Here is a 22,673-nt window from a genome sequence, read left to right as displayed (position 1 = left end):
AACCAGAAAGGCGCCCGCGTAAAACCGGTCGCCTTTTTTGCTGACTCCTTTGCTTTTGATGGAAATTGAGATGACCGACCAGACTACCCGCCTGCCGATCCGCCGTGCCTTGATCAGCGTCTCCGACAAGACCGGGATCCTCGAATTTGCCCGGGAGCTGGAAGCCCTGGGCGTGGAGATTCTCTCCACCGGCGGGACCTTCAAGCTGCTGCAGGACAACGGCGTAGCCGCAGTAGAGGTCGCGGACTACACCGGTTTCGCAGAAATGATGGACGGTCGGGTCAAGACCCTGCACCCGAAAATCCACGGCGGGATCCTCGGTCGTCGCGGTATCGACGACGCCATCATGACCGAACACGGCATCAAGCCGATCGACCTGGTGGCCGTTAACCTCTACCCGTTCGAAGCAACGATCTCTAAGCCTGGCTGCGACCTGCCGACCGCTATCGAAAACATCGATATCGGCGGCCCGACCATGGTTCGCTCGGCGGCCAAGAACCACAAAGACGTGGCCATCGTGGTTAACGCCAGCGATTACGCCAACGTACTGGAAAGCCTGAAAGCCGGCGGCCTGACCTACGCCCAGCGCTTCGACCTGATGCTCAAGGCCTTCGAACACACTGCTGCCTACGACGGCATGATCGCCAACTACATGGGCACCGTGAACCAGGCGGCTGAAACCCTGAGCACTGAAGGTCGCAGCCAGTTCCCGCGCACCTTCAACAGCCAGTTCATCAAGGCCCAGGAAATGCGCTACGGCGAGAACCCGCACCAGAGCGCGGCGTTCTACGTGGAAGCCAAGCCTGCCGAAGTAGGCATCGCCACCGCGACCCAACTGCAAGGCAAAGAGCTGTCCTACAACAACGTGGCCGACACCGACGCCGCACTGGAATGTGTGAAGAGCTTCGTCAAGCCGGCCTGCGTGATCGTCAAGCACGCCAACCCGTGCGGCGTGGCGGTGAGCCCGGACGCTGAAGGCGGTATCCGCCAGGCGTACGAACTGGCCTACGCCACCGATACCGAATCGGCGTTTGGCGGGATCATCGCCTTCAACCGTGAACTGGACGCCGAAACGGCCAAGGCCATCGTTGAGCGTCAATTCGTTGAAGTAATCATTGCGCCAAGCGTCAGTGAAGAGGCCCGTGCCATCGTGGCCGCCAAAGCTAACGTGCGTCTGCTGGCCTGCGGCGAGTGGTCGGCTGACCGTGCTGCTGCCTGGGACTACAAACGCGTCAATGGCGGCTTGCTGGTACAGAGCCGCGACATCGGCATGATCGGTAGCGAAGACCTGAAAGTTGTGACCAAGCGCGCACCGACCGAGCAGGAAATCAACGACCTGATCTTCGCCTGGAAAGTCGCCAAGTACGTTAAGTCCAACGCCATCGTCTACGCCAAGAACCGCCAGACCATCGGTGTCGGCGCTGGCCAGATGAGCCGCGTGAACTCGGCCCGCATTGCGGCGATCAAGGCTGAGCATGCCGGTTTGCAGGTGCAAGGTTCGGTCATGGCATCGGACGCGTTCTTCCCGTTCCGCGACGGCCTGGACAATGCGGCCAAGGCCGGCGTTACTGCGGTGATCCAACCAGGCGGCTCGATGCGTGATGCAGAAGTGATTGCTGCCGCTGATGAAGCCGGCATCGCCATGGTCTTCACCGGCATGCGCCACTTCCGTCACTGATTGACTTGATCCCCTGTGGGCACTGGCCTGCAGGGAGCTGGATTTATGTGGGAGCCGGGCTTGCCCGCGATAGCATCACCTTGATCTAACTGAAAGACCGAGGTACCTGCATCGCGGGCAAGCCCGGCTCCCACACAAGCCAACTCCCACAGCAAAGCAGCCCACAGTGTTCTCCCGAATTCAGCGTCATCCGAGGTTTTTGAAATGAATGTTTTGATCATTGGCAGCGGTGGCCGTGAACACGCCCTGGCCTGGAAAGTTGCCCAGGACCCTCGCGTCCAGAAAGTCTTCGTCGCCCCAGGCAACGCCGGCACCGCCATTGAAGCCAAGTGCGAAAACGTCGCCATCGACGTCTTGGCCCTTGAGCAGCTTGCAGACTTTGCCGAGAAGAACGTTTCCTTGACCATCGTCGGTCCGGAAGTCCCATTGGTCGCCGGCGTTGTGGACCTGTTCCGCAGCCGTGGCCTGGACTGCTTCGGCCCTACCGCTGGCGCAGCCCAGTTGGAAGGTTCGAAAGCCTTCACCAAGGACTTCCTGGCGCGCCACAAGATTCCAACGGCCGACTACCAGAACTTCACCGAGATCGAGCCTGCCCTGGCTTATCTGCGTGAAAAAGGCGCCCCGATCGTGATCAAGGCCGACGGCCTGGCTGCCGGGAAAGGCGTGATTGTCGCCATGACCCTGGCGGAAGCTGAAGACGCCGTGCGTGACATGCTCGCCGGCAATGCTTTTGGTGACGCTGGTTCGCGTGTAGTGATCGAGGAGTTCCTCGACGGCGAAGAAGCCAGCTTTATCGTGATGGTCGATGGCAAGAACGTCTTGCCGATGGCCACCAGCCAAGACCACAAGCGCGTCGGCGACGGCGACACCGGCCCGAACACGGGAGGCATGGGTGCCTACTCCCCTGCCCCAGTGGTCACCGCCGAAGTGCACAAACGCGTGATGGACCTGGTGATCTGGCCGACCGTGCGTGGCATGGCCGACGAAGGCAATGTCTACACCGGTTTCCTGTACGCCGGCTTGATGATCGACAAGGCTGGCAATCCGAAAGTCATCGAGTTCAACTGCCGCTTCGGCGACCCGGAAACCCAACCGGTGATGCTGCGTCTGCAATCGAGCCTGGTGCTGTTGGTGGAAGCTGCCCTGGCCCAGGCCCTGGACAAGGTCGAAGCCCAATGGGATCCGCGCCCAAGCGTCGGTATCGTACTGGCCGCCGGAGGTTACCCTGCCGACTACGCCAAGGGCGATGTGATTGAAGGTCTGGATGCGGCTGCTACGCTGGAAGGTAAGGTGTTCCACGCGGGCACCGCGCTCAAGGATGGCAAGGTCGTCACTGCCGGTGGTCGTGTACTGTGCGCCACGGCCATGGGTGCCAGTGTTGATGCCGCCCAGCAACAAGCTTACAAGCTGGCCGCGAAAATTGACTGGCAGGGTTGCTTCTACCGCAAGGACATTGGCTACCGCGCCATTGCCCGTGAGCGTGGCGAAGATCAATAAGCAGCTACCCGTTCGGTTAGGCAGGGGCCCTTGGCCCTTGCCGTACTATTGCGGCCCCGCGCATAGTTACCCCGTGCATTAATCTACGAAGGGATTTCGCCGTGCGCTGGCTCAGGATCGCCATAGGTTTCACTGTCAGCCTGCTGACTCTGCTCTGCCTGTTCCCGGCCCAGGCCGCCGCACAAGGCAGTGGTTGGGCTGTATTGCTTGACGAACAGGCCGATCTGCAACTGAGCGATATCCGCTCCCCTCGCTACACCAATCAATTCAGCCCCATCGAACTGGACCGGATCACCGCTGCCGAACCGGACGGTGCGTTGTGGGTACGCTTCAAGTTGCAACCCGGCAAGCACGAGCAAGTGCTGCGGGTGTTCGCCCCCGATCTGGCACACCTGAACCTGTATGTACTGGACGGCGACACCCTGCTGGAGCAACAAACCACCGGTACCCGCCAGCCCCAGACGGAACGCCCGTTGCCCAGCAGCGACTTCATGCTGCCGATGCCGCAAAGCCAGAAGCCACTGGACGTCTACCTACGCCTGGTTTCGGAACACGAACTGCGGCCGTATATCACCCTCGAGCCAGCAGTGCTCGCTGCCGCCAATCAGAACCAGACACTGGTCTACGGGCTGCTGTTCGGCTGCCTGGTGATGCTGATCCTGCATAACCTGACCCGCTACGCCTACCATCGCTCCCGCAGCAGCCTGTGGCTGGCCGCCTGCGAGATGCTGTTGTTGCTGAGCCTGCTGCTGTTGCTCAACACCCTGGGCCCGTGGCTGCCAAACTGGCATGCGGCCCAGACGCCGGGCGCCTACCTCGCCTTGCTGCTGACAGCGCCTTGCGGGTTGATGTTCGCCTACCGCTTCTTCGCGCCCCTTGGCCCGCACCCGCTGAACAAGCTGCTGATGGCGGACATCCTGCTGATCATCCTGTGCGGCTTGCTGCTGTTGTTCGTCAACACCTTGCCGTTGAATATCATTACCTACGTATTGGTGGCCCTGGCCGGCCTGAGCATGCTGTTCGTCTCGGCCTATCACTGGCAAAAAGGTTACCGGCCGGCACGGCTGTTCATGTTGGCCATGGTGGTGTTCAACATCGGCACGCTGATCATCCTGCCAGCGCTGCTGGGCCTGACGCTGGTAGCACCACAGGGTTTGATCGTCACCCTATTGAGCTTTATCTGCATCAGCGGCCTGTTGATGAGCCTGGCCCTGGCCGAACGCCAACGCAGCATCACCGAAGACCGCTTCAGCCTCAGCCGCGACCTCGCAGCAAGCAACGCCGAGATCGCCGCGAAGGCGGAGTTCCTGGCGAAGATCAGCCATGAAATCCGTACGCCCATGAACGGCGTTCTGGGCATGACCGAACTGCTGCTGGGCACGCCGCTGTCGGTCAAGCAGCGCGATTACGTGCAGACCATTCACAGCGCCGGTAACGAACTGCTCACACTGATCAACGAGATCCTCGATATCTCCAAGCTCGAATCCGGGCAGATCGAATTGGACGACGTGCAGTTCGACCTCAACGCGCTGATCGAAGACTGCCTGAGTATTTTCCGCGCCAAGGCTGAACAGCAGAATGTCGAGCTGATCAGCTTTATCCAGCCCCAAGTGCCGCGCGTGATCAGCGGCGACCCGACACGCCTGCGCCAGGCGCTGTTGAGCCTGCTGGAAAATGCCCTGCACAAGACCGATGAAGGCGAAGTACTGATCGTCGTCGCCCTGGATGAGCGCAGCAGCAAGCCGCGCCTGCGCATTGCCGTGCAAGACAGCGGCTTGCCAATGGAAGCCGCCGAGCGCGACGCCTTGCTGCACAGTGAATTGCACAGCAAGAACTTCCTTTCGGCCACCCGTTTGAGCGGTCACCTGGGGCTGGTCATCGCCCGTCAGTTGATCCTGCTGATGCACGGCGAATTCGGCATCAAGAGCGGCAGCCATCAGGGCAGCACCCTGTGGCTGACGCTGCCACTGGACCCCGAACGCCTGGAGCATCCAACCTCCGATCTCGACGGCCCACTCAAGGGTGCGCGGGTACTGGTGGTGGACGACAACGACACCTGCCGCAAGGTGCTGGTGCAGCAATGCACGGCCTGGGGCCTGAACGTCAGCGCCGTCCCTTCGGGCAAGGAAGCCCTGGCCCTGCTGCGGACCAAGGCGCACCTGCGGGACTACTTCGACGTGGTCCTGCTCGACCAAAACATGCCGGGCATGACCGGCATGCAACTGGCGGCGAAGATCAAGGAAGACCCGAGCCTGAACCACGACATTCTGCTGATCATGCTCACCGGCATCAGCAATGCCCCGAGCAAGATCATCGCGCGCAATTGCGGGATCAAGCGCATCCTCGCCAAACCGGTGGCCGGCTACACCCTCAAGACCACCTTGGCCGATGAGCTGACCCAGCGCAGCAAGGGCATTGCCCCGTCACGACAACCGAGCCTCAGCGCTCCCGCAGCGGTGACCGTGCCCAGTGATTTCCGCATCCTGGTGGCCGAAGACAACAGCATCTCCACCAAAGTGATTCGCGGCATGCTCGGCAAACTCAACCTGCAACCGGATACCGCCAGCAATGGCGAGGAAGCCTTGCAGGCGATGAAGGCCCAGCGTTACGACCTGGTGCTGATGGATTGCGAGATGCCGATCCTCGACGGGTTCTCTGCTACCCAGCAATTACGGGCCTGGGAAGTCAGCAACCAACGTATCCGCACGCCGATCGTGGCACTGACGGCGCACATTCTTTCGGAGCATAAGGAACGTGCACGCCAAGCCGGGATGGACGGGCACATGGCCAAGCCGGTGGAACTGTCGCAGTTGCGGGAGTTGGTGGAGTACTGGGTGGCGCAGCGCGAGCAAAAAGCCGCGCAGCTACACAGCTCCTGACGTTGGAGCCAACCACTGTGGCGAGCGGGCTTGCCCGCGTTGGGTTGCGCAGCAGCCCTAAAATAGCCACACCGCTCTTCCGGAAAAGTAGCGGTGTTCTTATTGAGGCTGCTTCGCAGCCCAACGCGGGCAAGCCCGCTCGCCACAGGACAAGCGCCTTCACCACAGGTAAACTCTCGCTCGCCCTCCTTCGCTGTGAGCTCCCACCATGCTCCATGTGTTGTTCAGCGTTTATTTGAAGATGCTGGTGCTGTATAGCCCCTTCTTCGTACTTTCCTGCTTTATCAGCCTGACGCGCGGCTACTCCAGCAAGGAGCGGCGACGCCTGGCCTGGAAGGTGGCCCTGGCAACCCTGGTGTCGAGCGTCCTGCTCTACCTGTTTGGCCGAGTGATTTTCAGCGTATTCGGCATCACGGTGGACGCCTTTCGCATTGGTGCCGGCAGCGTGCTGTTCATCTCAGCGTTGGGCATGGCCCAGGGCAAGTCAGCGGTACAGACCGACAATGTGCAGCAGGACGTGACCATCGTCCCGCTGACCATCCCCCTGACCGTTGGCCCCGGCACCATTGGTGCGCTGTTGGTGATGGGCGTCAGCCAGCCCCATTGGGACGACAAGATCACCGCCATCCTCAGCATTGCCCTGGCCAGCCTGACAGTCGGCGTGGTGCTCTACCTGTCCAACCGTATTGAACGCATCCTCGGCGACCAGGGCTTGCAGATCGTCAGCCGTCTGATGGGCTTGTTTGTGTGTGCACTGGCGGCGCAAATCATCTTCACCGGCGTGCGTGGTTACTTGGTGCCGTAAGGCTCAGATCCGGTACTTGGCGATTGCCAATTGCACTTTGTCACCTGCACTTTCGCGCATTAGCTGGACGGTCTTTTCGTTGACCACAGCCGTATTCAACACCAGGCAAGTTTGCCCGCTGAAGGCTTCAAAAGAAGAGCTGTCCCATTCTATAAATGGAACACCAACCTGCTTGTTGACGCCGTGAGAACTGTAGATCACCAGCACCATCATGATTTCGCCGTTGCTCTCGGTACAGGACGCCAGGCCAAAATCCCCGCCGTCATGCACGCTGCTATTACGTTTGAATAAATCGAAAGAAGCAGGTTGCTGCTTCAAGGCCTCAACCGCATCCGCTGCCAACTTCGGCAGTGCGCTCAGCAGTGGCCCCGAAAAGGATGCAGCGGTGACCGTCGCGGCAATGATATTCAGGGCTGCCAACTGGACCGTCAGGCCCTTGCCGGAGGTCGAAACCCGCTCGAAGCTGCTGCGCACCGGCAACCAGCCAAGGCTGATCATGACGTTGATGAACTCGTCATACCAGGCTTCGGTCCCCCGACTGATCTTCAATACATCGCTGACATAGCTGCTGGCCAGCAGGTAACTCTTGCGGGTGTACTCCCTGTTCAGACCCGACATGCCCTCCACAAACGAGATGACGCTGTTATTCACCACCGCCGCGTTGAAGTCATCATCACGGTCGACCGGTGCAAGTTGCCCCGAACCTGACGCCCCCGGAAGCTTGTAGGCCGCAATCAATTTTCTCCTTTTGGCACTATTGATCCTTCTGTTATGTCGCTCCATTTGTATCTCTCCACAAACACCCCACATGGGGATTACCTCAACGGTAGTCCACTCATCAGCAGGCTTTCCATACGACAAACATGTCTGGGGAGAGCGACCAGAACAACCCGGCCCAGCAATAACAAGGCGCACATCCACGCCTTCCAGTTTTCCTGAGCCACAAATGAAAAAGCCCCAAGTCACCGCAGGTAATTACCCACTGTGACTCGGAGCTTTCCTTCACAAGCATCGACCTTTTCAGGACATCGGTTTTTCCCCATACCAGCGCGGCGTGTAGACCCACTCACCGCCACCTGCCCGAGGGAACACGCAGGTGGTGGACGAGCCGATCAACACCATGGTGCGCATGTCCACTTGATCCGGCGTCAGTTGCCCGAGGGTGGTGACCCGCAAGGTCTGTCCCGGACGCCCGATGTCACGCCCCAACACCACCGGCGTTTCGGCGGTACGGTGCTGCGCAACAATCTCCAGGGCACGCCCCAATTGCCATGGCCGCGAGCGGGAGATGGGGTTATAGAACGCCAGGGCCAGGTCGGCCTGGGACGCCAGGTCCAGGCGTTTTTCGATAATCGACCAGGGCTTGAGATTGTCCGACAGCGACATCACACAGAAGTCGTGACCCAACGGCGCACCCGCCTGGGCGGCAGTGGCCAGGGACGCCGAGACACCCGGCAGGATCTCCAGGTCGACCTGGTGCCAAGTCGGGTCACTGGACTCGTGCAAGGCTTCCAATACCGCAGCCGCCATGGCGAACACGCCGGGGTCACCGGAGGAAACCACGACGACTGAACGACCTTGGGCGGCCAGTTCAAACGCGTGGCGCGCACGCTGCATCTCTTCGCGGTTGTCGGTGCAATGCTGGACCTGATCGGCCCGAAACGGCCCGGCCATGCGCACGTAGGTTTCGTAGCCCAGTACGTCGGTGCAGCGCGCCAACTCGGACTTGACCGCCGGCACCATCAGCTCGGCAGCGCCCGGCCCCAGACCGATCACTGCCAGGCGCCCACGAGGGCGACCGATGAGGGACAAGTCCAACGGTTCGTCGGCTACTGTGATCACAATGTCGTCCGCGTCCGCCAGGGCGGCGAAACGTAGCGGCACATTCAACTCCAGCGACGCCTCGTGCAGCTCGGGACTGGCCATGTCCTGGTCATTGGCCAACAGGCACGCCAGGGACTGCGCAGCGATCCCGGCATCGTGCAATGCCTCGCGAATCCGCAGGGCCAATTGCGCGCCAGGTCGGCACGTCACCCAGACATTCTTCGGATAAATCAGCAACTCATTGGGCGCCGGTACGCGCTCGCGATTGCCCACATGAATCGCCAGGTTCGCTTGCTGGTCCTCAGGCAGATTGGCCTGATCCAGCCACGGCGCGGCGCCTTCGATACGCACCGACTCACCGGCCAGCAGGTCCGAGACAAAACGCTTGCCGAGCTCCAGATCCGCCAACTGATAACCCTTGGGCGGGTTGAGCAGGCAGGTGCCAAAACGTAGCTCGCCGCTGGTGGTGATGGCGGCGGCAACACCGAGTGCGGTGGCGATTTCCCGCGCTAGCACATTCACCCCGCCCAGGCCGCCGAGCAGCGGCACCACGGCGCTGCCATCCTCGGCTACCGCCAGCACCGCCGGCTCAGCGCCCTTTTCCAGCAACAGCGGCGCCAGCGTACGGATCACGATCCCCGCCGCGCACAGCGCGATGATCGGCGTGCCCTGCTGATACAACTGGCGCAAGGTCGTGCCGAACTCGCTGTACACCCGGTCAGCACCATCCACCCGTTCGGCCAGGCCGTGGATCAGCGCGTCGGGGTACAACTGCTGGATGCTGCGGGCGGTGGCAAGGCTGCCGTTGCCCAGAATCACAATCGCGGGAGCCGTCATCAGCCTTGCCACCTTTCGCCGGGGACGATGATCAGTGAGAAGTACGGCGAAGACATGGGCTCAACCTGATCCAGCGGGACGATTTTCTGGTTGGTCATGGTCGCGCGTTCCACATACAACGCGCGCTCGGCCAGACCGAGTTCTTCCAGCACCTGACGCACCTTGGGAAAGTTGCGCCCCAGCTTCATGATCACCGCCGCGTCGGCATCCGCCAGGCGCCGCTTTAGGTCATCATGAGGTAACACACCAGAGAGCACCGACAGGCTCTGGTTGCGGTACACCAACGGCGCTCCCAGCACCGACGCCCCACCCAGCATCGAGCACACGCCCGGGATGACCTGGGCCTCGTAGCGCTCGGCCAGGCGGTCATGCAAATACATGTAGGAACCGTAGAAGAACGGATCGCCTTCACAGATCACCGCCACGTCGCGACCGGCATCCAGATGCGCGGCCACCTCAACACTGGCGCTGTCGTAGAAATCGCTGATCACCTGCTCGTAAGACAGAGGTGCCGGCAAGGCCTCGGTGGTCACCGGGTACACCAGCGGCATCAAGGTCTGCTCAGCGACCAGGTGATCTTCGATGATGCCGAAGGCGTTGCCCTTCTTGCCCTTGGCCACGAAGTACGCCACCACCGGCGATTCACGCAACAGGCGCAGGGCCTTGAGGGTGATCAGTTCCGGATCACCGGGGCCTACGCCCAAGCCGATCAAACGTCCGCGAGCCTGCATTATTCGACCTCCGTGGCCAAAGCATTGACCGCCGCCGCCGCCATGGCACTGCCGCCCAAGCGACCTTGCATGATCACGAACGGCACACCACGGCTGTCAGCGGCCAGCATCGCCTTGGATTCGGCAGCACCGACAAAGCCCACCGGAAAACCGAGGATCAACGCCGGTTTGGGTGCGCCGGCGTCGAGCATTTCCAGCAGGTAGAACAAAGCAGTGGGCGCATTGCCGATCACCACCACGCTGCCTTCCAGGTGTGGACGCCACAATTCCAGGGCGGCAGCGGAGCGGGTGTTGCCCAACTCGCGCGCCAGGTCCGGCACGCTGTCATCGCGCAGGGTGCAGATCACCTGATTGTTGGCGGGCAGACGGGTGCGTGTTACGCCCTCGGAGACCATCCGCGCATCACACAGGATCGGCGCACCGGCGGCCAGCGCCTCGCGCCCGGCCTTGCCCGCGCCTTCGGAAAACTGCAGGCCGTCGATGGCATCGACCATGCCGCAGGCGTGAATCACCCGCACCGCGAGTTTTTCCAGGTCGGCCGGGATGCGATCCAGCTTGGCTTCTGCGCGAATGATCGCGAAGGAGTTGCGATAGATCTCCTGACCGTCGCGGATGTAATCAATCATTGGTGTTGCTCCGTGGGCCGGCGCGCAGCGTGGCGCCTACCGCGTCAATAGAAAGAGTGCGTGCGTGCAGGCGGCCGAAACCCGGCTGGCCTGCTTCGCGAAAATAGAGGTCGTAGTGACCGGGGCTCACCGCCAGCAAGGTGACGGGTGCGGTGTGGGCAGCGGCGCAGGAACGCGGGCAGCCGGACAGGTGGACGTTCTGGCCTTGCAGCAGCGTGGCCAGTTGCAGGGCGTCGGCCTTGGTGTCGGCCAGGCCTTTGCCACAACCCGTAGAGCCGGTGCAGGCGATCAGGCGAGCCAGGGGCTGATCCACCGAACACAGAAAGCCCAATTGCGCCAGACGTTCGGTGACGACAGCGGCGTCCTGGGCCAGCAGATTGGGCAGCAGCACACCTTGCCATGGAGTGAATCGCAGGCTGGCATCGCCATATTCGCTGGCCAAGCGGGCAGCGCCCTGAAGCATGGCGCCGTCCAATCTTCCGAGGGGGGCGACAACGCCGACGTAAACGCGGTTTTCCTGACGCTGTGGATAACTGCCCAAGTGCAGCGGTGCGGGGTGGGCACGGCGTGAAAAACCGGTAACAGGCCGCAAGGGCAAACGCAGTTGCCCCAGGCAGTGATCCACCGTCGTTTCAGCCAACAAATGACGCATGCGTGTTTGCTCAGGCCGTGCCAGGTCGAGAAACCACTCCAGCACGGCCACCACCAGCGCATGTCCTTGGGCCAGTGGCACGGCGGCCAGCGGGGCGTCATGACCTGGGCATCCGGCCAGGCCGAACGCCAGCAGCGTCTCGCCATTTGTCTCAAAGGCCGACAACCACAGGTCGTGGTGATGTTCGAGCATCGCCAGGGCCTCGCCGCCGTCCAACTGCACGGCGAACTTGGCCGACAATTCATGAAAGCGCGGGTGGGTTTGCAAGCTGGCAAGGATCTGATTCGCCAGGGGCCGGGTATCGAACAACATGTCGCGGTCGATCCCAGCGCTGGGGCTGAGCATCAGGTTGCGTACATCATCCCCGCCAGCAGTGCTCGGGCCCAGGCCCGCCGCCAGCAGCGTTGCAATGAGGGCGTCATGCTCGGTGCCGATCCCGCGAATCTGCAGGTTGGCGCGGTTGGTCGCTTCGATCACCCCGCCTGCGTACATCTGCGCTGCATCTGCTACGGCGCTGGCCTGTTCGGCAGTGATCGATCCGCCCGCCAATTTGATCCGGCAAATCCCGCCATCCAACGCCTGGACAATACGCAGCAACCCCGGACAACCCGAGGGGCGCAACGCAGTGGACAATGGCAATGGTTTCACGGGGGCTACCGGTTAACGGGTAAAGGCGCGGTATTATGCCTGCTTTGTCCGACGGCATGAAAAGCCTGCCCGTCGGATGTCGTTCAAGGAATTCATATGTCGCCCTGGCTGACGGTAGTAGGCATCGGTGAAGACGGCTTCAAGGGGCTGGGCAGAAATGCCCGGCACGCCCTGTTGCGTGCCTCTCGCATTATTGGCGGCCAGCGCCAGCTGGACCTGTTGCCGGTGTGTATTCGCGGTGAACGCGCATTGTGGCCCAGCCCGTTTTCCCTGGAACCGGTGCTGGCTCGGCGCGGCGAAGCGATCTGCGTGCTGGCCAGCGGCGACCCAATGTTCTTTGGCGTGGGTGCCAGCCTTGCACGACAGTTACCCGCCGACGAATTGCTGATTCTGCCCGCGCCCTCTTCCGTGTCCCTGGCGGCGGCGCGCTTGGGCTGGCCGTTGCAGGACGTGGTGACGCTGTCGGTGGTAGCCCGCCCATTGGCCGCTCTGAATGCCCATCTTTCCAGTGGCGTACGTGTGCTGGTGCTGAGCAACGACGGCCAGAGCCCAGCGGCGATTGCCGCGCTGTTGCGCGCCAGTGGTTTCGGCCTGAGTCGTTTGAGCGTATTCGAACACCTGGGCGGTGCAGATGAACGGCGTGTCGATGGCATCGCCCAGGATTGGCAGGACCTGCCGGTTGCCGCCTTGAACCTGGTGGCCATCGACTGCGTTGCCGACGCCAACACCCCGCGCCTCTCACGCCTCGCCGGGCTGCCGGACTCGGCCTTCCGGCACGACGGCCAACTGACCAAGCGTGATGTTCGCGCCATGACCCTGGCGCGCCTGGCACCCGTACCCGGTGAACTGCTGTGGGATGTCGGCGCCGGCAGCGGCTCCATCGGCATCGAATGGATGCGCGCCCACCCCAGTTGCCGAGCGCTGGCAATCGAAGCGGATGAAGGCCGGCAAGTATTGATCGAACACAACCGCGACTCCCTCGGCGTCCCCGGCCTGCAACTGATTCGCGGCAGCGCACCCCAGGCCCTCGCCGGCCTGGAGGCACCGGATGCGATCTTCATCGGCGGCGGCGTGACCCGCGACGGCGTACTGGACACCTGCTGGCACCACCTGCGCCCCGGCGGCCGGCTGGTGGCCAATGCCGTGACCCTGCAAAGCGAAATGACCCTGATGGCCTGGCGCGAACAACACGGCGGCGAGCTGACGCGCATCCACATCGCTCAGGCGCAACCCTTGGGCAACTTCGACACCTGGCGCCAGGCGCTGCCGATCACCTTGCTGGAAGTGATCAAGCCGCTATGAAACGCATCTTGCTGTTGGGCGGCGTCACTGAAGCCCTGGCCATTGCCCGCACCTTGGGGCCAGAACATATCTACAGCCTGGCGGGCATTGGCCGAGTGCCCACCGACCTGACGTGCCAGGTGCGCGTCGGTGGTTACGGCGGCGTTGACGGACTGGCACAGTTCATTCGCGACGAAGGCATCGAACGGGTGCTGGATGCCACGCACCCCTATGCCGCGCAAATCAGCCATAACGCCGCCCATGCTGCGCGACTGTGCGGCGTGCCCTGCTGGGCCTTGCGCCGCCCCGCCTGGCAGCCGCAAGCCGGGGATGACTGGCGTGAAGTCAATGACTGGGCGGAGCTGACAAAAGCCCTCAAACCTTTCAAGCGTCCACTGTTCACCCTCGGCCGTGAGCCGTTGCAACATCTGGAGGAGATCCCTGCCGAGCAGTTCTGGACCTTGCGGGCGCTGGATGTTTATCCGGGCAACGAGCATTGCGAAGTGATCGGCGCTCGCGGGCCGTTTCTGATAGAGGATGAGCGCGCGTTGTTCGAACGACGGCAGATTGATGTGCTGATCAGCAAGAACAGCGGCAGTAGCGCAACGGAGCCGAAGCTGGAAGTGGCGCGGGAGCGCGGGGTGCCGGTGCTGATTTTGAAGCGGCCGGCGTTGGTGGGAGTGGATCGGGAGTTCGTGACGGTCAACTCAGTGTTGCAGGCGTTGCACACTCTAAATGTGGGAGCTGGCTTGCCCGCGTTGGAGTCGCCGCGGCGTATCTGAACTTCCGCGTGATCCGCATCGCAGGCAAGCCAGCTCCCACATTGTTCTAGGCTGCATTGAAGATCGCGCATGACAAAACACCTGCAACATTGGCAATCTCACGTTCACGACTATCCTGAAGTTCACGAAACCCCGGCCACTGCGACACCAAACCGCACACCGGCTTTTTACTTATCCCCCCCGATCAGGCTAAATACCCACTTGATCGCTTAACCCTACGGATAGTCCGCCATGGCCCGTCAACGCTTTGCATTTGCCTGGATCGCCTGCTTTGCAGTGCTGTTCAACGCGTTTGCCATGCCGATGGCCGGGGCGATGCAACAGTCGACAAACACCGTCGAGCAGCTGCTGTGGGGCAGTTTCTGCTCCGCCAGCGGCACCAAGCTGGTGGCGATTTCCTTAGGGGGCCTGGAGCAAAAGGCGCCGCAACAAGACGATCATTCCACCATGCAGCATTGCTGGTGCTGCTCGGGGTCGGCGCCGATGGTGGCGTTGCCAGGGCATGTGCCGCAGTTGTACTTCGCGCGATTCGACGCGGTGCAGAGCCTGCCGCCGCTGTCACTGCAATCCCCTACGCCACGCCAGCAATGGCCCAGCCTGAATCCCCGCGCCTCTCCAACGGCCTGATCACTTCGCAATTGAACTGCGTTTTGAACCGTTCTGGAGAACTACCATGCTCAAATCTTCCCTGCTTCTGGCTGCGTTGTTGCTGCCGATGTGTGCCGCCAATGCGGATGACTTCAAGGTCGGCGAACTGGTGGTCAGCGAACCCTGGTCACAGGAATTGCCACCCAACGCGCCTACGGTCGCCGCTTATTTCGTGATTCATAACAAGGGTGAAAACCCTGATCGCTTGCTCAGCGTCGACACGCCCGTGGCGGCCAAGGCCGAGTTGCATGAGCATGTGATGCAGGGCGACCTGATGAAAATGCAGCAGGTGACCAGCGTTGCCGTTCCGGCGGGCGGTGATCTGACGTTCGCACCCATGGCCTACCACGTGATGCTGCTGGACCTCAAAGACCGCAGCGTCCTGCGCGATGGCCAGCATTTCCCGCTGACCCTGAACTTCGAAAAAGCAGGCCCGGTGAAAGTGGAAGTCTCAGTGCAAAAGCAGGCACCGACGCCCAGCCACGAGCACATGCACACCCAGTAAACCTTCCAGGCCTGCACCCGGATGGGCGCCTCACGCGCCAGGTTGTCCACACCCCGCCGTAAGCCGATGAGCCTTGCGCGCGGCAGTTGGATTAGCCTGTTCGCCATGCTGATGATCTTTATCGGACCGCTGATTTCCCAAGCGATGCCGATGGACCATCACGCCGGCATGTCCATGCAAATGTCCATGGACGCGCCCAGTTGCCATGGCGAGCCTCAACACCCCGCAGAGCACAGCAAAGTCCCGGATGAGCATCATGTGCTCTGGGAAAAGTGTGGCTACTGCAGCTTGCTGTTCAGTTGCCCGGCATTGCCTGGCAGCGTGTCGTTCGTCAGCCTGGGCTCTACGCCTGCGGCCAACGCCATCATCCCCGCGCCACGCCTGGGCCACGCCCGTCAAAGCATTTTCCCCGGCGCCCGCAGCCGTGCGCCCCCCATCATCGCGTAGACACTTCACAGCGTTACTTCACCCGGCCGACTTCAGATAGACAGCCGCAGGCTGCTGGCCGTGTTGTTTACGATTGATTGATGGAATTTGTCATGTCCAGGTTTTCTGCTGACTCCCGATTGGGATATACCCCTGTGTTTGCCCTTCTGTGCGGCGCGCTATTGGCGCCACGGGTTCACGCCGACGAACACGCCGAGCACACCAACGAACTGGCCCCGACGGTGATCACCGCCATTGCCCCCAGCTCACCGCTGACGGTGATCACCAACCCCAAGGACCCGCGCCAACCGGTGCCGGCCAGCGACGGTGGCGACTACCTCAAGACCATCCCCGGCTTCGCCCTGATCCGCAACGGCGGCACCAACGGCGACCCGGTGCTGCGCGGCATGTTCGGCTCGCGGCTGAACATCCTCACCAACGGCAGCATGATGCTCGGTGCCTGCCCTGGCCGAATGGATGCGCCCACCTCCTACATCTCACCGGAAACCTACGACAAGCTGACGGTGATCAAAGGCCCGCAAACCGTACTATGGGGCCCCGGCGCCTCAGCCGGCACGATCCTGTTCGACCGTGAGCCGGAGCAGTTCGGCGAACTCGGCACACGGGTCAACGCCAGCGTCCTGGCCGGCTCCAACGGGCGCTTCGATAAAGTCGTCGATGCCGCTGCCGGCGGGCCATTGGGCTACATCCGAGTGATCGGAAACCAAGCCCATGCCGACGACTACAAGGACGGTAACAACGACACCGTCGCGTCGCGCTATGACAAATGGAACGGCGACGTCGCACTGGGCTGGACCCCAGACGCCGACACGCTGCTGGAACTGACCGCGGGTAAAGGTGACGGCGAAGCCCGTTACGCCGGGCGCGGCATGGACGGTTCGCAGTTCAAGCGCGAAAGCCTGGGCCTGCGTTTCGAGAAGTCCAATATCGGTGACGTGTTGGACAAGGTCGAAGCCCAGGTCTACTACAACTACGCCGACCACGTGATGGACAACTACACCCTGCGCACGCCGTCGGGCACCGGGATGATGGCCGGGCCCATGGCCTCGAACGTCGACCGCCGCACCCTCGGCGCACGGATCAAGGCGACCTGGCGCTGGGCCGACTTGCAACTGATCAGCGGCATCGACGCACAGACCAATGAACACCGCGAGCGCAGTGCCATGGGCATCGACACTTACAAAAACCTGCCGCGCGAGAAGGACGCCAACTTCCACAACTACGGCGTGTTCGGCGAGCTGACTTGGTACGCCGCCGAGCGCGACCGCCTGATCACCGGTGCCCGCCTGGACCGTGCCTCGGCCAAGGATTTTCGCCAAACCCTCAGCTCAGGAATGATGAGCCGCCCCAACCCCACCGCCGACAAGACCCGCGCCGACACCCTGCCCTCCGGTTTTGTGCGCTATGAGCACGACCTTGAAGGCAGCCCGACCACGGTCTATGCAGGCCTGGGCCATGCCGAGCGCTTCCCTGATTACTGGGAACTGTTTTCCCCCAACACCGGCACCGCCGGTTCAGCGAATGCCTTCGACGGCGTGAAGCCAGAGAAGACCACTCAGTTGGACTTCGGCCTGCAATACAAGTCCGCCGACCTGGAAGCCTGGGCCTCGGGCTATGTCGGCCAGGTGCGCGACTACATCCTGTTCGACTACCGCCAGGGCATGATGGGCACCACCACTCAAGCGCGTAACGTTGACGCCCGGATCATGGGCGGCGAACTGGGCGCAGCCTACAAACTGACCTCCAACTGGAAAGCCGACGCCACCCTGGCCTACGCCTGGGGCAAGAACACCAGCGACGGCAAGGCCCTGCCGCAAATGCCACCGCTGGATGCGCGTTTCGGCCTGACCTACAGCCAGGATGACTGGAGTGCCGGCGCCTTGTGGCGTGTGGTCGCGGCGCAAAACCGTATCGACCAGAACAAGGGCAACGTGGTCGGCAAGGACTTCGACAAGAGCTCAGGCTTTGGTGTGTTCTCACTGAACGCGGCGTATCGCATCAATAAGAACTTCAAGGTCAGCACCGGCGTCGACAACCTGTTCGGCAAGGCGTACGCCGAGCACTTGAACCTGGCGGGCAACGCCGGTTTCGGCTACCCGGCCAATGACCCGCAAGCCATCAAGGAACCGGGGCGCACGCTCTGGACCAAAGTGGACATGAGCTTCTAACAGACGCCCCGTTTTTTGTGGCGAGGGGGCTTGCCCCCGTTGGGCTGCGCGCAGCCCCATCCAGGTGACCGGAGGCTTTCAGACAGGTCGCGGTTGCAGGTTCTGGGGCTGCTACGCAGCCCAACGCGGGCAATCCCGCTCGCCACAACAAGTTCGTTCGCAACAACAAACAATTTGATCAGCCAGATGAATAACATGCCTTTTGCGGAGCACACCCCGATGACATCTCCAAAGATTTCCTTCTACAACCTGGCCTGGCGCTGGCATTTCTACGCCGGGCTGTTTGTCGCTCCGTTCATGGTGCTGCTGGCCCTGACCGGCATCATCTATCTGTTCAAACCCCAACTCGACCCGCTGATGTACGGCGACTTGCTCAAGGTCCAGAGCACCGGACATGCCTTAAGTGCCGACCAGCAACTGCTAAGGGCCCAAGCAGCTTATCCACAGGGCACGATCAGCAAGTACCTGCCGCCCGTTGATGCCACCAGCAGTGCGCAATTCGTCATGCATAACGCCGGGCATGAGCTGACCGTATTCGTCGACCCCTATCGCGGTACCGTACTCGGCGAGCAGGACGCAAAAAACAACCTGCAAGCCATCGCCCGCGCCCTGCACGGCGAGTTGATGATCGGTACCCTCGGTGATCGCCTGGTGGAGCTGGCCGCCGGCTGGGGCGTGATGCTGGTGGTGTCCGGCCTGTACCTGTGGTGGCCGCGAGGTAAATCAGCGGCCGGGACTTTATGGCCACGGCTTGGCTGTCGCGGTCGCTTGTTCTGGCGTGATTTGCATGCGGTCACCGGCTTCTGGGGCGCGGCCTTTTTGCTGGTGATGCTGCTCAGCGGCATGACCTGGACCGGCTTCTGGGGCAAGCAATACGCCGAACTGTGGAACCGCTTCCCGGCAGCGATGTGGAACAACGTCCCGCAATCCGACCAACAGGCGCGAAGCCTCAATACCGCCACGCAACAGACCGTGCCATGGGCCATGGAAAACACGCCGATGCCTATGTCCGGCGAGCATGCCGAACACATGAACCACGCCGGTATGAGCCAGGGCCCGGCGGCGCCGAGTATTCACTTGCAACAGGTCATGGACCTGGCCACCGCCCGCAAGGTCGAGCCCGGCTACAGCATCACCTTCCCGACTACCGCCGAAGGCGTGTTCACTATCGCGGTGTTCGCCAACGACCCACGCAACGATGCGACCCTGCATGTCGACCAATACACCGGCAAGGTCCTGGCCGATGTGCGCTGGGAGCAGTACAACGGCGTCGCCCGCGCCACGGAAGTCGGTGTGATGCTGCATGAGGGCAAGATGTTCGGCTGGATCAACCAGATTCTGGTGCTGCTGATCTGCCTGATGATCCTGCTCAGTGCCGTCAGTGGCGTGGTGATCTGGTGGAAGCGGCGGCCACAGGGCGGCTTGGGTGTACCTCCGTTGCGCCATGACCTGCCGAAGTGGAAAACCGCGATGGTGATCATGCTGGGCCTGGCGATTATTTTCCCGCTGGTCGGCGCCTCGTTGGTGCTGGTCTGGGTACTGGATCGCCTGCTGTTGTCACGGCTCTGGGGCCAACGTGAATCGGCCTCACCTTCGTCATGAGGCTTGCGATATGCCCTACATAGAGGCGCCATGTAGTCTTACGCGGGCTTTCATCTCCCACCTACAAAATGTTAACTTATAACATCTTTTCGCAATCTAAGCTCGCCACGCCTCGTGGCGAGCCGCGGCCGTTATTCGTAACGGCGGGCTACACCTTCTAATGAGAACTGCATGACCTCACTTAACCTCACCCACCTCGCCTGGACCCCACTGGGTCACGGCCACTGTCATCACCAGTTCCAACTGCGTGACGCCAGCTTGCAGGTGGGTGCAGGGGAGTTTGTCGGGTTGATCGGCCCCAACGGCAGCGGCAAGACCAGCCTGTTGCGCTGCGCCTATCGGTTCAGCAAGCCAGAGAATGGTGAGGTCTTGCTCGAACATCAAAACGTCTGGAACCAATCCTCACGCTGGTGCGCCCAGCGCATCGCGGTGGTGTTGCAGGAATTTCCCGATGCCTTCGGCTTGCGGGTGGACGAAGTGGTCGCCATGGGTCGCACACCCCACAAGAGACTGTTCGATAGCGATACAGAACAGGACCGACAACTGATCCAGCAAGCCCTCGAATCCGTCGGTCTGCTGGGCTTTGAAGACCACGCCTTCGCCACCCTCTCCGGCGGTGAAAAGCAACGCGTGATTCTGGCGCGCGCCCTGGCCCAGCAGCCGCAGTTGCTGATCCTCGACGAGCCCACCAACCACCTCGACCCACGCTATCAGTTGCAGTTGCTGCAACTGGTCAAGCGCCTGAACATCGGCACCCTCGCCAGCATTCATGACCTGAACCTGGCTGCCGCCTTTTGTGATCGCCTGTACGTAATCAACCATGGGCGCATCGTCGCCAGCGGCACGCCCCACGAAGTACTGACCACCGAACTGCTGCGCGAGGTGTTCGGTGTCGAAGCCCTGATCGACACTCACCCGCTGTCCGGCTACCCCCGAATCACCTGGATAACCCAACCATGATCCTGCGCTCCCTGCTGTCAGTCGCCCTGTTGCTCGGCACTTCCCAAGCTTTCGGCGAAGCGACTCATTACCCGCTGAAGATCCAGAGCTGCAACCGCACGGTGACCTTTCAGGAAGCGCCAAAACACGCGGTCAGCCATGACATCAACATGACCCAGATGATGCTTGCCCTGGGGCTGAAATCTCACATGGCTGGCTACAGCGGCGTCACCGGCTGGAAGTCGGTAACTGCGGAGATGGCGCAGATCCTCGATGGCTTGCCGGAGCTGGCGAGCAAATACCCATCCGTGGAAACCCTGCTCAACGCCAACGTCGATTTCTTTTTCGCCGGTTGGGATTACGGCATGCGCGTGGGTGGCGACCTGACCCCGCAAACCCTGCAACCCTTGGGCATCAATGTCTATGAGTTGACCGAGTCCTGCGCATTTGTGATGAAGCGCCCGGCGGCGACACTGGACGACACCTATAACGACCTGCGCAACCTGGGCAAGATCTTCGACGTGCAGGACCGCGCCAACGCACTGATCGCGCAGATGCAGGAACAAGTTGCCGAGGTGCAAAAAACCCTGCCCGCCGACAAACCTCGTGTGTTCCTCTACGACAGCGGCGAAGACCGCGCCATGACTTCCGGTCGACTGGGCATGCCCCAGGCGCTGATCGACGCCGCCGGCGGGCGCAACATTCTCGATGACGTGGAATCCAGTTGGACCCGGGTCAACTGGGAAACCGTGGTGGAGCGCAATCCGCAGGTGATCGTGATCGTCGACTACAGCGAAATCACCGCCGAGCAGAAAGAACAATTCCTGCTGAACAACCCGGCGTTGCAATCGGTGGACGCCATCAAGAACCAGCGCTTTATCGTCATCCCGTACGTGCAGGCCACGCCGGGCATCGACAACGTGCTGGCGGTTGAAACCCTGGCCAAAGGGTTCCACGGCGAATGATCAACCGTCGCTATGCCTTGCTGCTGAGTGCCCTTGGCGCACTGTTGCTGGTGTCCTGCGTGGTCTCGCTGGGATTCGGCTCGGCGCGGGTGCCGGTGGACGTGGTGTGGCGGATCTTGCTGCACAAGGCGTTCGGGATCGGTGAAGTGGATTGGACGGTCGGCCAGGAACATATCGTCTGGCTGATTCGCGTGCCACGCATGTTGCTCGGCGCGCTGGTGGGCGCCGGGCTGGCGCTCATCGGTGCGGTGTTGCAGGCGGTGACGCGTAACCCGCTGGCTGATCCACACCTGCTGGGCGTCACGTCGGGCGCCACCCTCGGCGCGGTGATCGTGGTGTTGCATGTGGGCGAGATCGTCGGCCTGTTGACCCTGCCCATCGCCGCATTTATTGGCGCACTGCTGAGCATGATCGTGGTGTTGGCAGTGGCCAGCCGCAACGGGCGGCTGGAGAGTGATCGCCTGCTACTGTGCGGCGTGGCGGTGTCGTTCGTGATGATGGCGGTGGCCAACCTGCTGCTGTTCATGGGCGATCATCGGGCGGCGTCAGCAGTGATGTTCTGGATGCTCGGCGGCCTGGGTTTGGCACGCTGGGAGCTGTTGGTTATCCCGACCGTCAGCGTGTTACTCGGATTGCTGTTGCTACTGGGAATGGCCCGCCCGTTGAACGCCTTGATGGCTGGTGAACAGACCGCCGTGACCCTCGGCCTGAACGCCCGCAATGTCCGCCTGAAGGTATTCCTGATCGCCTCGCTGATGACCGGCGTGCTGGTGTCCATCAGCGGTTCCATCGGCTTTGTCGGGCTGATGGTGCCGCATATCGCCCGACGCCTGGTGGGCGCTGAACACCGCCGGTTACTGCCGGTTTGCGTGTTACTGGGCAGCCTGTTCCTGGTGTGGGTCGATGTCGCCGCACGGACCCTGATCGCACCGGAAGACTTGCCCATCGGCGTAGCCACAGCCGCCATCGGCGGGCTGTTTTTTATCGGGCTGATGCGCAAGCGCTGACATCGCCCCGTTGTAGCGCATCTTGGCGCACCAACCCTATGAACCTGCCAGCTCATGGTGCATCGATGCTGTCAGGCCATAAGTAAAACGACCATTTCCTGCCTTTGTACGACTAGGCACACCGCTTGCAAAGCTCCACTCAACTTGTCCCT

Annotated in this window: 19 protein-coding genes; 14 read left to right on the top strand and 5 right to left on the bottom strand. The window is 61.8% G+C overall.

All coding sequences use genetic code 11. The annotated features are described in order from the left end of the window. Positions 1 to 70: 70 nt before the first annotated feature. The 4 genes from purH (at position 71) to HKK55_RS28805 (ending at position 6,859) form a co-directional block, all read left to right on the top strand. Positions 71 to 1,678, top strand: a complete 1,608-nt coding sequence (gene purH, locus HKK55_RS28820) for a bifunctional phosphoribosylaminoimidazolecarboxamide formyltransferase/IMP cyclohydrolase (RefSeq protein WP_169357685.1) — start codon at positions 71 to 73, stop codon at positions 1,676 to 1,678. Positions 1,679 to 1,882: 204 nt separating this feature from the next. Beyond that, on the top strand, positions 1,883 to 3,175 hold the full coding sequence (purD, locus tag HKK55_RS28815; protein WP_169357684.1) for a phosphoribosylamine--glycine ligase: 1,293 nt from the start codon (positions 1,883 to 1,885) through the stop codon (positions 3,173 to 3,175). Between the two features lie 101 nt (positions 3,176 to 3,276). Further along, positions 3,277 to 6,054: a hybrid sensor histidine kinase/response regulator gene (locus HKK55_RS28810; protein ID WP_169357683.1), complete on the top strand. Its 2,778-nt coding sequence runs from the start codon at positions 3,277 to 3,279 to the stop codon at positions 6,052 to 6,054. Between the two features lie 208 nt (positions 6,055 to 6,262). After that, the gene (locus HKK55_RS28805) at positions 6,263 to 6,859 is read left to right on the top strand and encodes a MarC family protein (RefSeq protein ID WP_003217330.1); all 597 of its coding nucleotides are present in this window, start codon (positions 6,263 to 6,265) and stop codon (positions 6,857 to 6,859) included. 3 nt (positions 6,860 to 6,862) lie between these two features. Here the strand turns inward: HKK55_RS28805 and HKK55_RS28800 are convergent, their stop codons facing one another. From HKK55_RS28800 to cobG, 5 genes are all read right to left on the bottom strand, one after another. Then, on the bottom strand, positions 6,863 to 7,642 hold the full coding sequence (locus HKK55_RS28800) for a hypothetical protein (RefSeq protein ID WP_169357682.1): 780 nt from the start codon (positions 7,640 to 7,642) through the stop codon (positions 6,863 to 6,865). Between the two features lie 237 nt (positions 7,643 to 7,879). After that, positions 7,880 to 9,520, bottom strand: a complete 1,641-nt coding sequence (gene cobJ, locus HKK55_RS28795; RefSeq protein WP_169357681.1) for a precorrin-3B C(17)-methyltransferase — start codon at positions 9,518 to 9,520, stop codon at positions 7,880 to 7,882. Then, entirely contained in the window at positions 9,520 to 10,251 is a 732-nt protein-coding gene (locus HKK55_RS28790; RefSeq protein ID WP_169357680.1) for a precorrin-2 C(20)-methyltransferase, read from the bottom strand. The genes cobJ and HKK55_RS28790 overlap by 1 nt, the downstream gene beginning before the upstream one ends. After that, on the bottom strand, positions 10,251 to 10,877 hold the full coding sequence (locus HKK55_RS28785; protein WP_169357679.1) for a precorrin-8X methylmutase: 627 nt from the start codon (positions 10,875 to 10,877) through the stop codon (positions 10,251 to 10,253). Before HKK55_RS28785 ends, HKK55_RS28790 begins: the two co-directional genes overlap by 1 nt. Continuing rightward, entirely contained in the window at positions 10,870 to 12,162 is a 1,293-nt protein-coding gene (cobG, locus tag HKK55_RS28780; RefSeq protein ID WP_336604619.1) for a precorrin-3B synthase, read from the bottom strand. Before cobG ends, HKK55_RS28785 begins: the two co-directional genes overlap by 8 nt. Positions 12,163 to 12,273: 111 nt before the next feature. Here cobG and cbiE point away from each other — a divergent pair, with 111 nt between their 5' ends. From cbiE to HKK55_RS28730, 10 genes are all read left to right on the top strand, one after another. After that, positions 12,274 to 13,479: a precorrin-6y C5,15-methyltransferase (decarboxylating) subunit CbiE gene (cbiE, locus tag HKK55_RS28775; RefSeq protein ID WP_169357678.1), complete on the top strand. Its 1,206-nt coding sequence runs from the start codon at positions 12,274 to 12,276 to the stop codon at positions 13,477 to 13,479. Then, entirely contained in the window at positions 13,476 to 14,240 is a 765-nt protein-coding gene (locus HKK55_RS28770; RefSeq protein ID WP_169357677.1) for a cobalt-precorrin-6A reductase, read from the top strand. Before cbiE ends, HKK55_RS28770 begins: the two co-directional genes overlap by 4 nt. Before the next feature lie 231 nt (positions 14,241 to 14,471). Next, the gene (locus HKK55_RS28765; protein WP_169357676.1) at positions 14,472 to 14,867 is read left to right on the top strand and encodes a DUF2946 domain-containing protein; all 396 of its coding nucleotides are present in this window, start codon (positions 14,472 to 14,474) and stop codon (positions 14,865 to 14,867) included. 46 nt (positions 14,868 to 14,913) lie between these two features. Continuing rightward, positions 14,914 to 15,393 carry a copper chaperone PCu(A)C gene (locus tag HKK55_RS28760; RefSeq protein ID WP_169357675.1) on the top strand — a complete coding sequence of 160 codons (480 nt, stop codon included), beginning with the start codon at positions 14,914 to 14,916 and terminating at the stop codon, positions 15,391 to 15,393. 21 nt (positions 15,394 to 15,414) lie between these two features. Further along, the gene (locus HKK55_RS28755; protein WP_169357674.1) at positions 15,415 to 15,840 is read left to right on the top strand and encodes a DUF2946 domain-containing protein; all 426 of its coding nucleotides are present in this window, start codon (positions 15,415 to 15,417) and stop codon (positions 15,838 to 15,840) included. Positions 15,841 to 15,932: 92 nt separating this feature from the next. Next, complete coding sequence (locus HKK55_RS28750; RefSeq protein ID WP_169357673.1) at positions 15,933 to 18,008, top strand: TonB-dependent copper receptor; 2,076 nt, start codon at positions 15,933 to 15,935, stop codon at positions 18,006 to 18,008. A gap of 219 nt (positions 18,009 to 18,227) precedes the next feature. Beyond that, positions 18,228 to 19,610 (top strand): PepSY domain-containing protein, encoded by a 1,383-nt coding sequence (locus HKK55_RS28745; protein ID WP_169357672.1) that lies wholly within the window; start codon positions 18,228 to 18,230, stop codon positions 19,608 to 19,610. A gap of 171 nt (positions 19,611 to 19,781) precedes the next feature. Continuing rightward, on the top strand, positions 19,782 to 20,570 hold the full coding sequence (locus tag HKK55_RS28740; RefSeq protein ID WP_169357671.1) for an ABC transporter ATP-binding protein: 789 nt from the start codon (positions 19,782 to 19,784) through the stop codon (positions 20,568 to 20,570). Next, positions 20,567 to 21,514, top strand: a complete 948-nt coding sequence (locus tag HKK55_RS28735; RefSeq protein ID WP_169357670.1) for an ABC transporter substrate-binding protein — start codon at positions 20,567 to 20,569, stop codon at positions 21,512 to 21,514. Before HKK55_RS28740 ends, HKK55_RS28735 begins: the two co-directional genes overlap by 4 nt. After that, the gene (locus HKK55_RS28730) at positions 21,511 to 22,521 is read left to right on the top strand and encodes an iron ABC transporter permease (RefSeq protein ID WP_169357669.1); all 1,011 of its coding nucleotides are present in this window, start codon (positions 21,511 to 21,513) and stop codon (positions 22,519 to 22,521) included. Before HKK55_RS28735 ends, HKK55_RS28730 begins: the two co-directional genes overlap by 4 nt. Positions 22,522 to 22,673: the final 152 nt, after the last annotated feature.

This window comes from Pseudomonas sp. ADAK18 (genome assembly GCF_012935695.1).
In the GTDB taxonomy this organism is placed as follows: domain Bacteria; phylum Pseudomonadota; class Gammaproteobacteria; order Pseudomonadales; family Pseudomonadaceae; genus Aquipseudomonas.
This window is presented reverse-complemented; position numbering and strand designations above follow the sequence as displayed.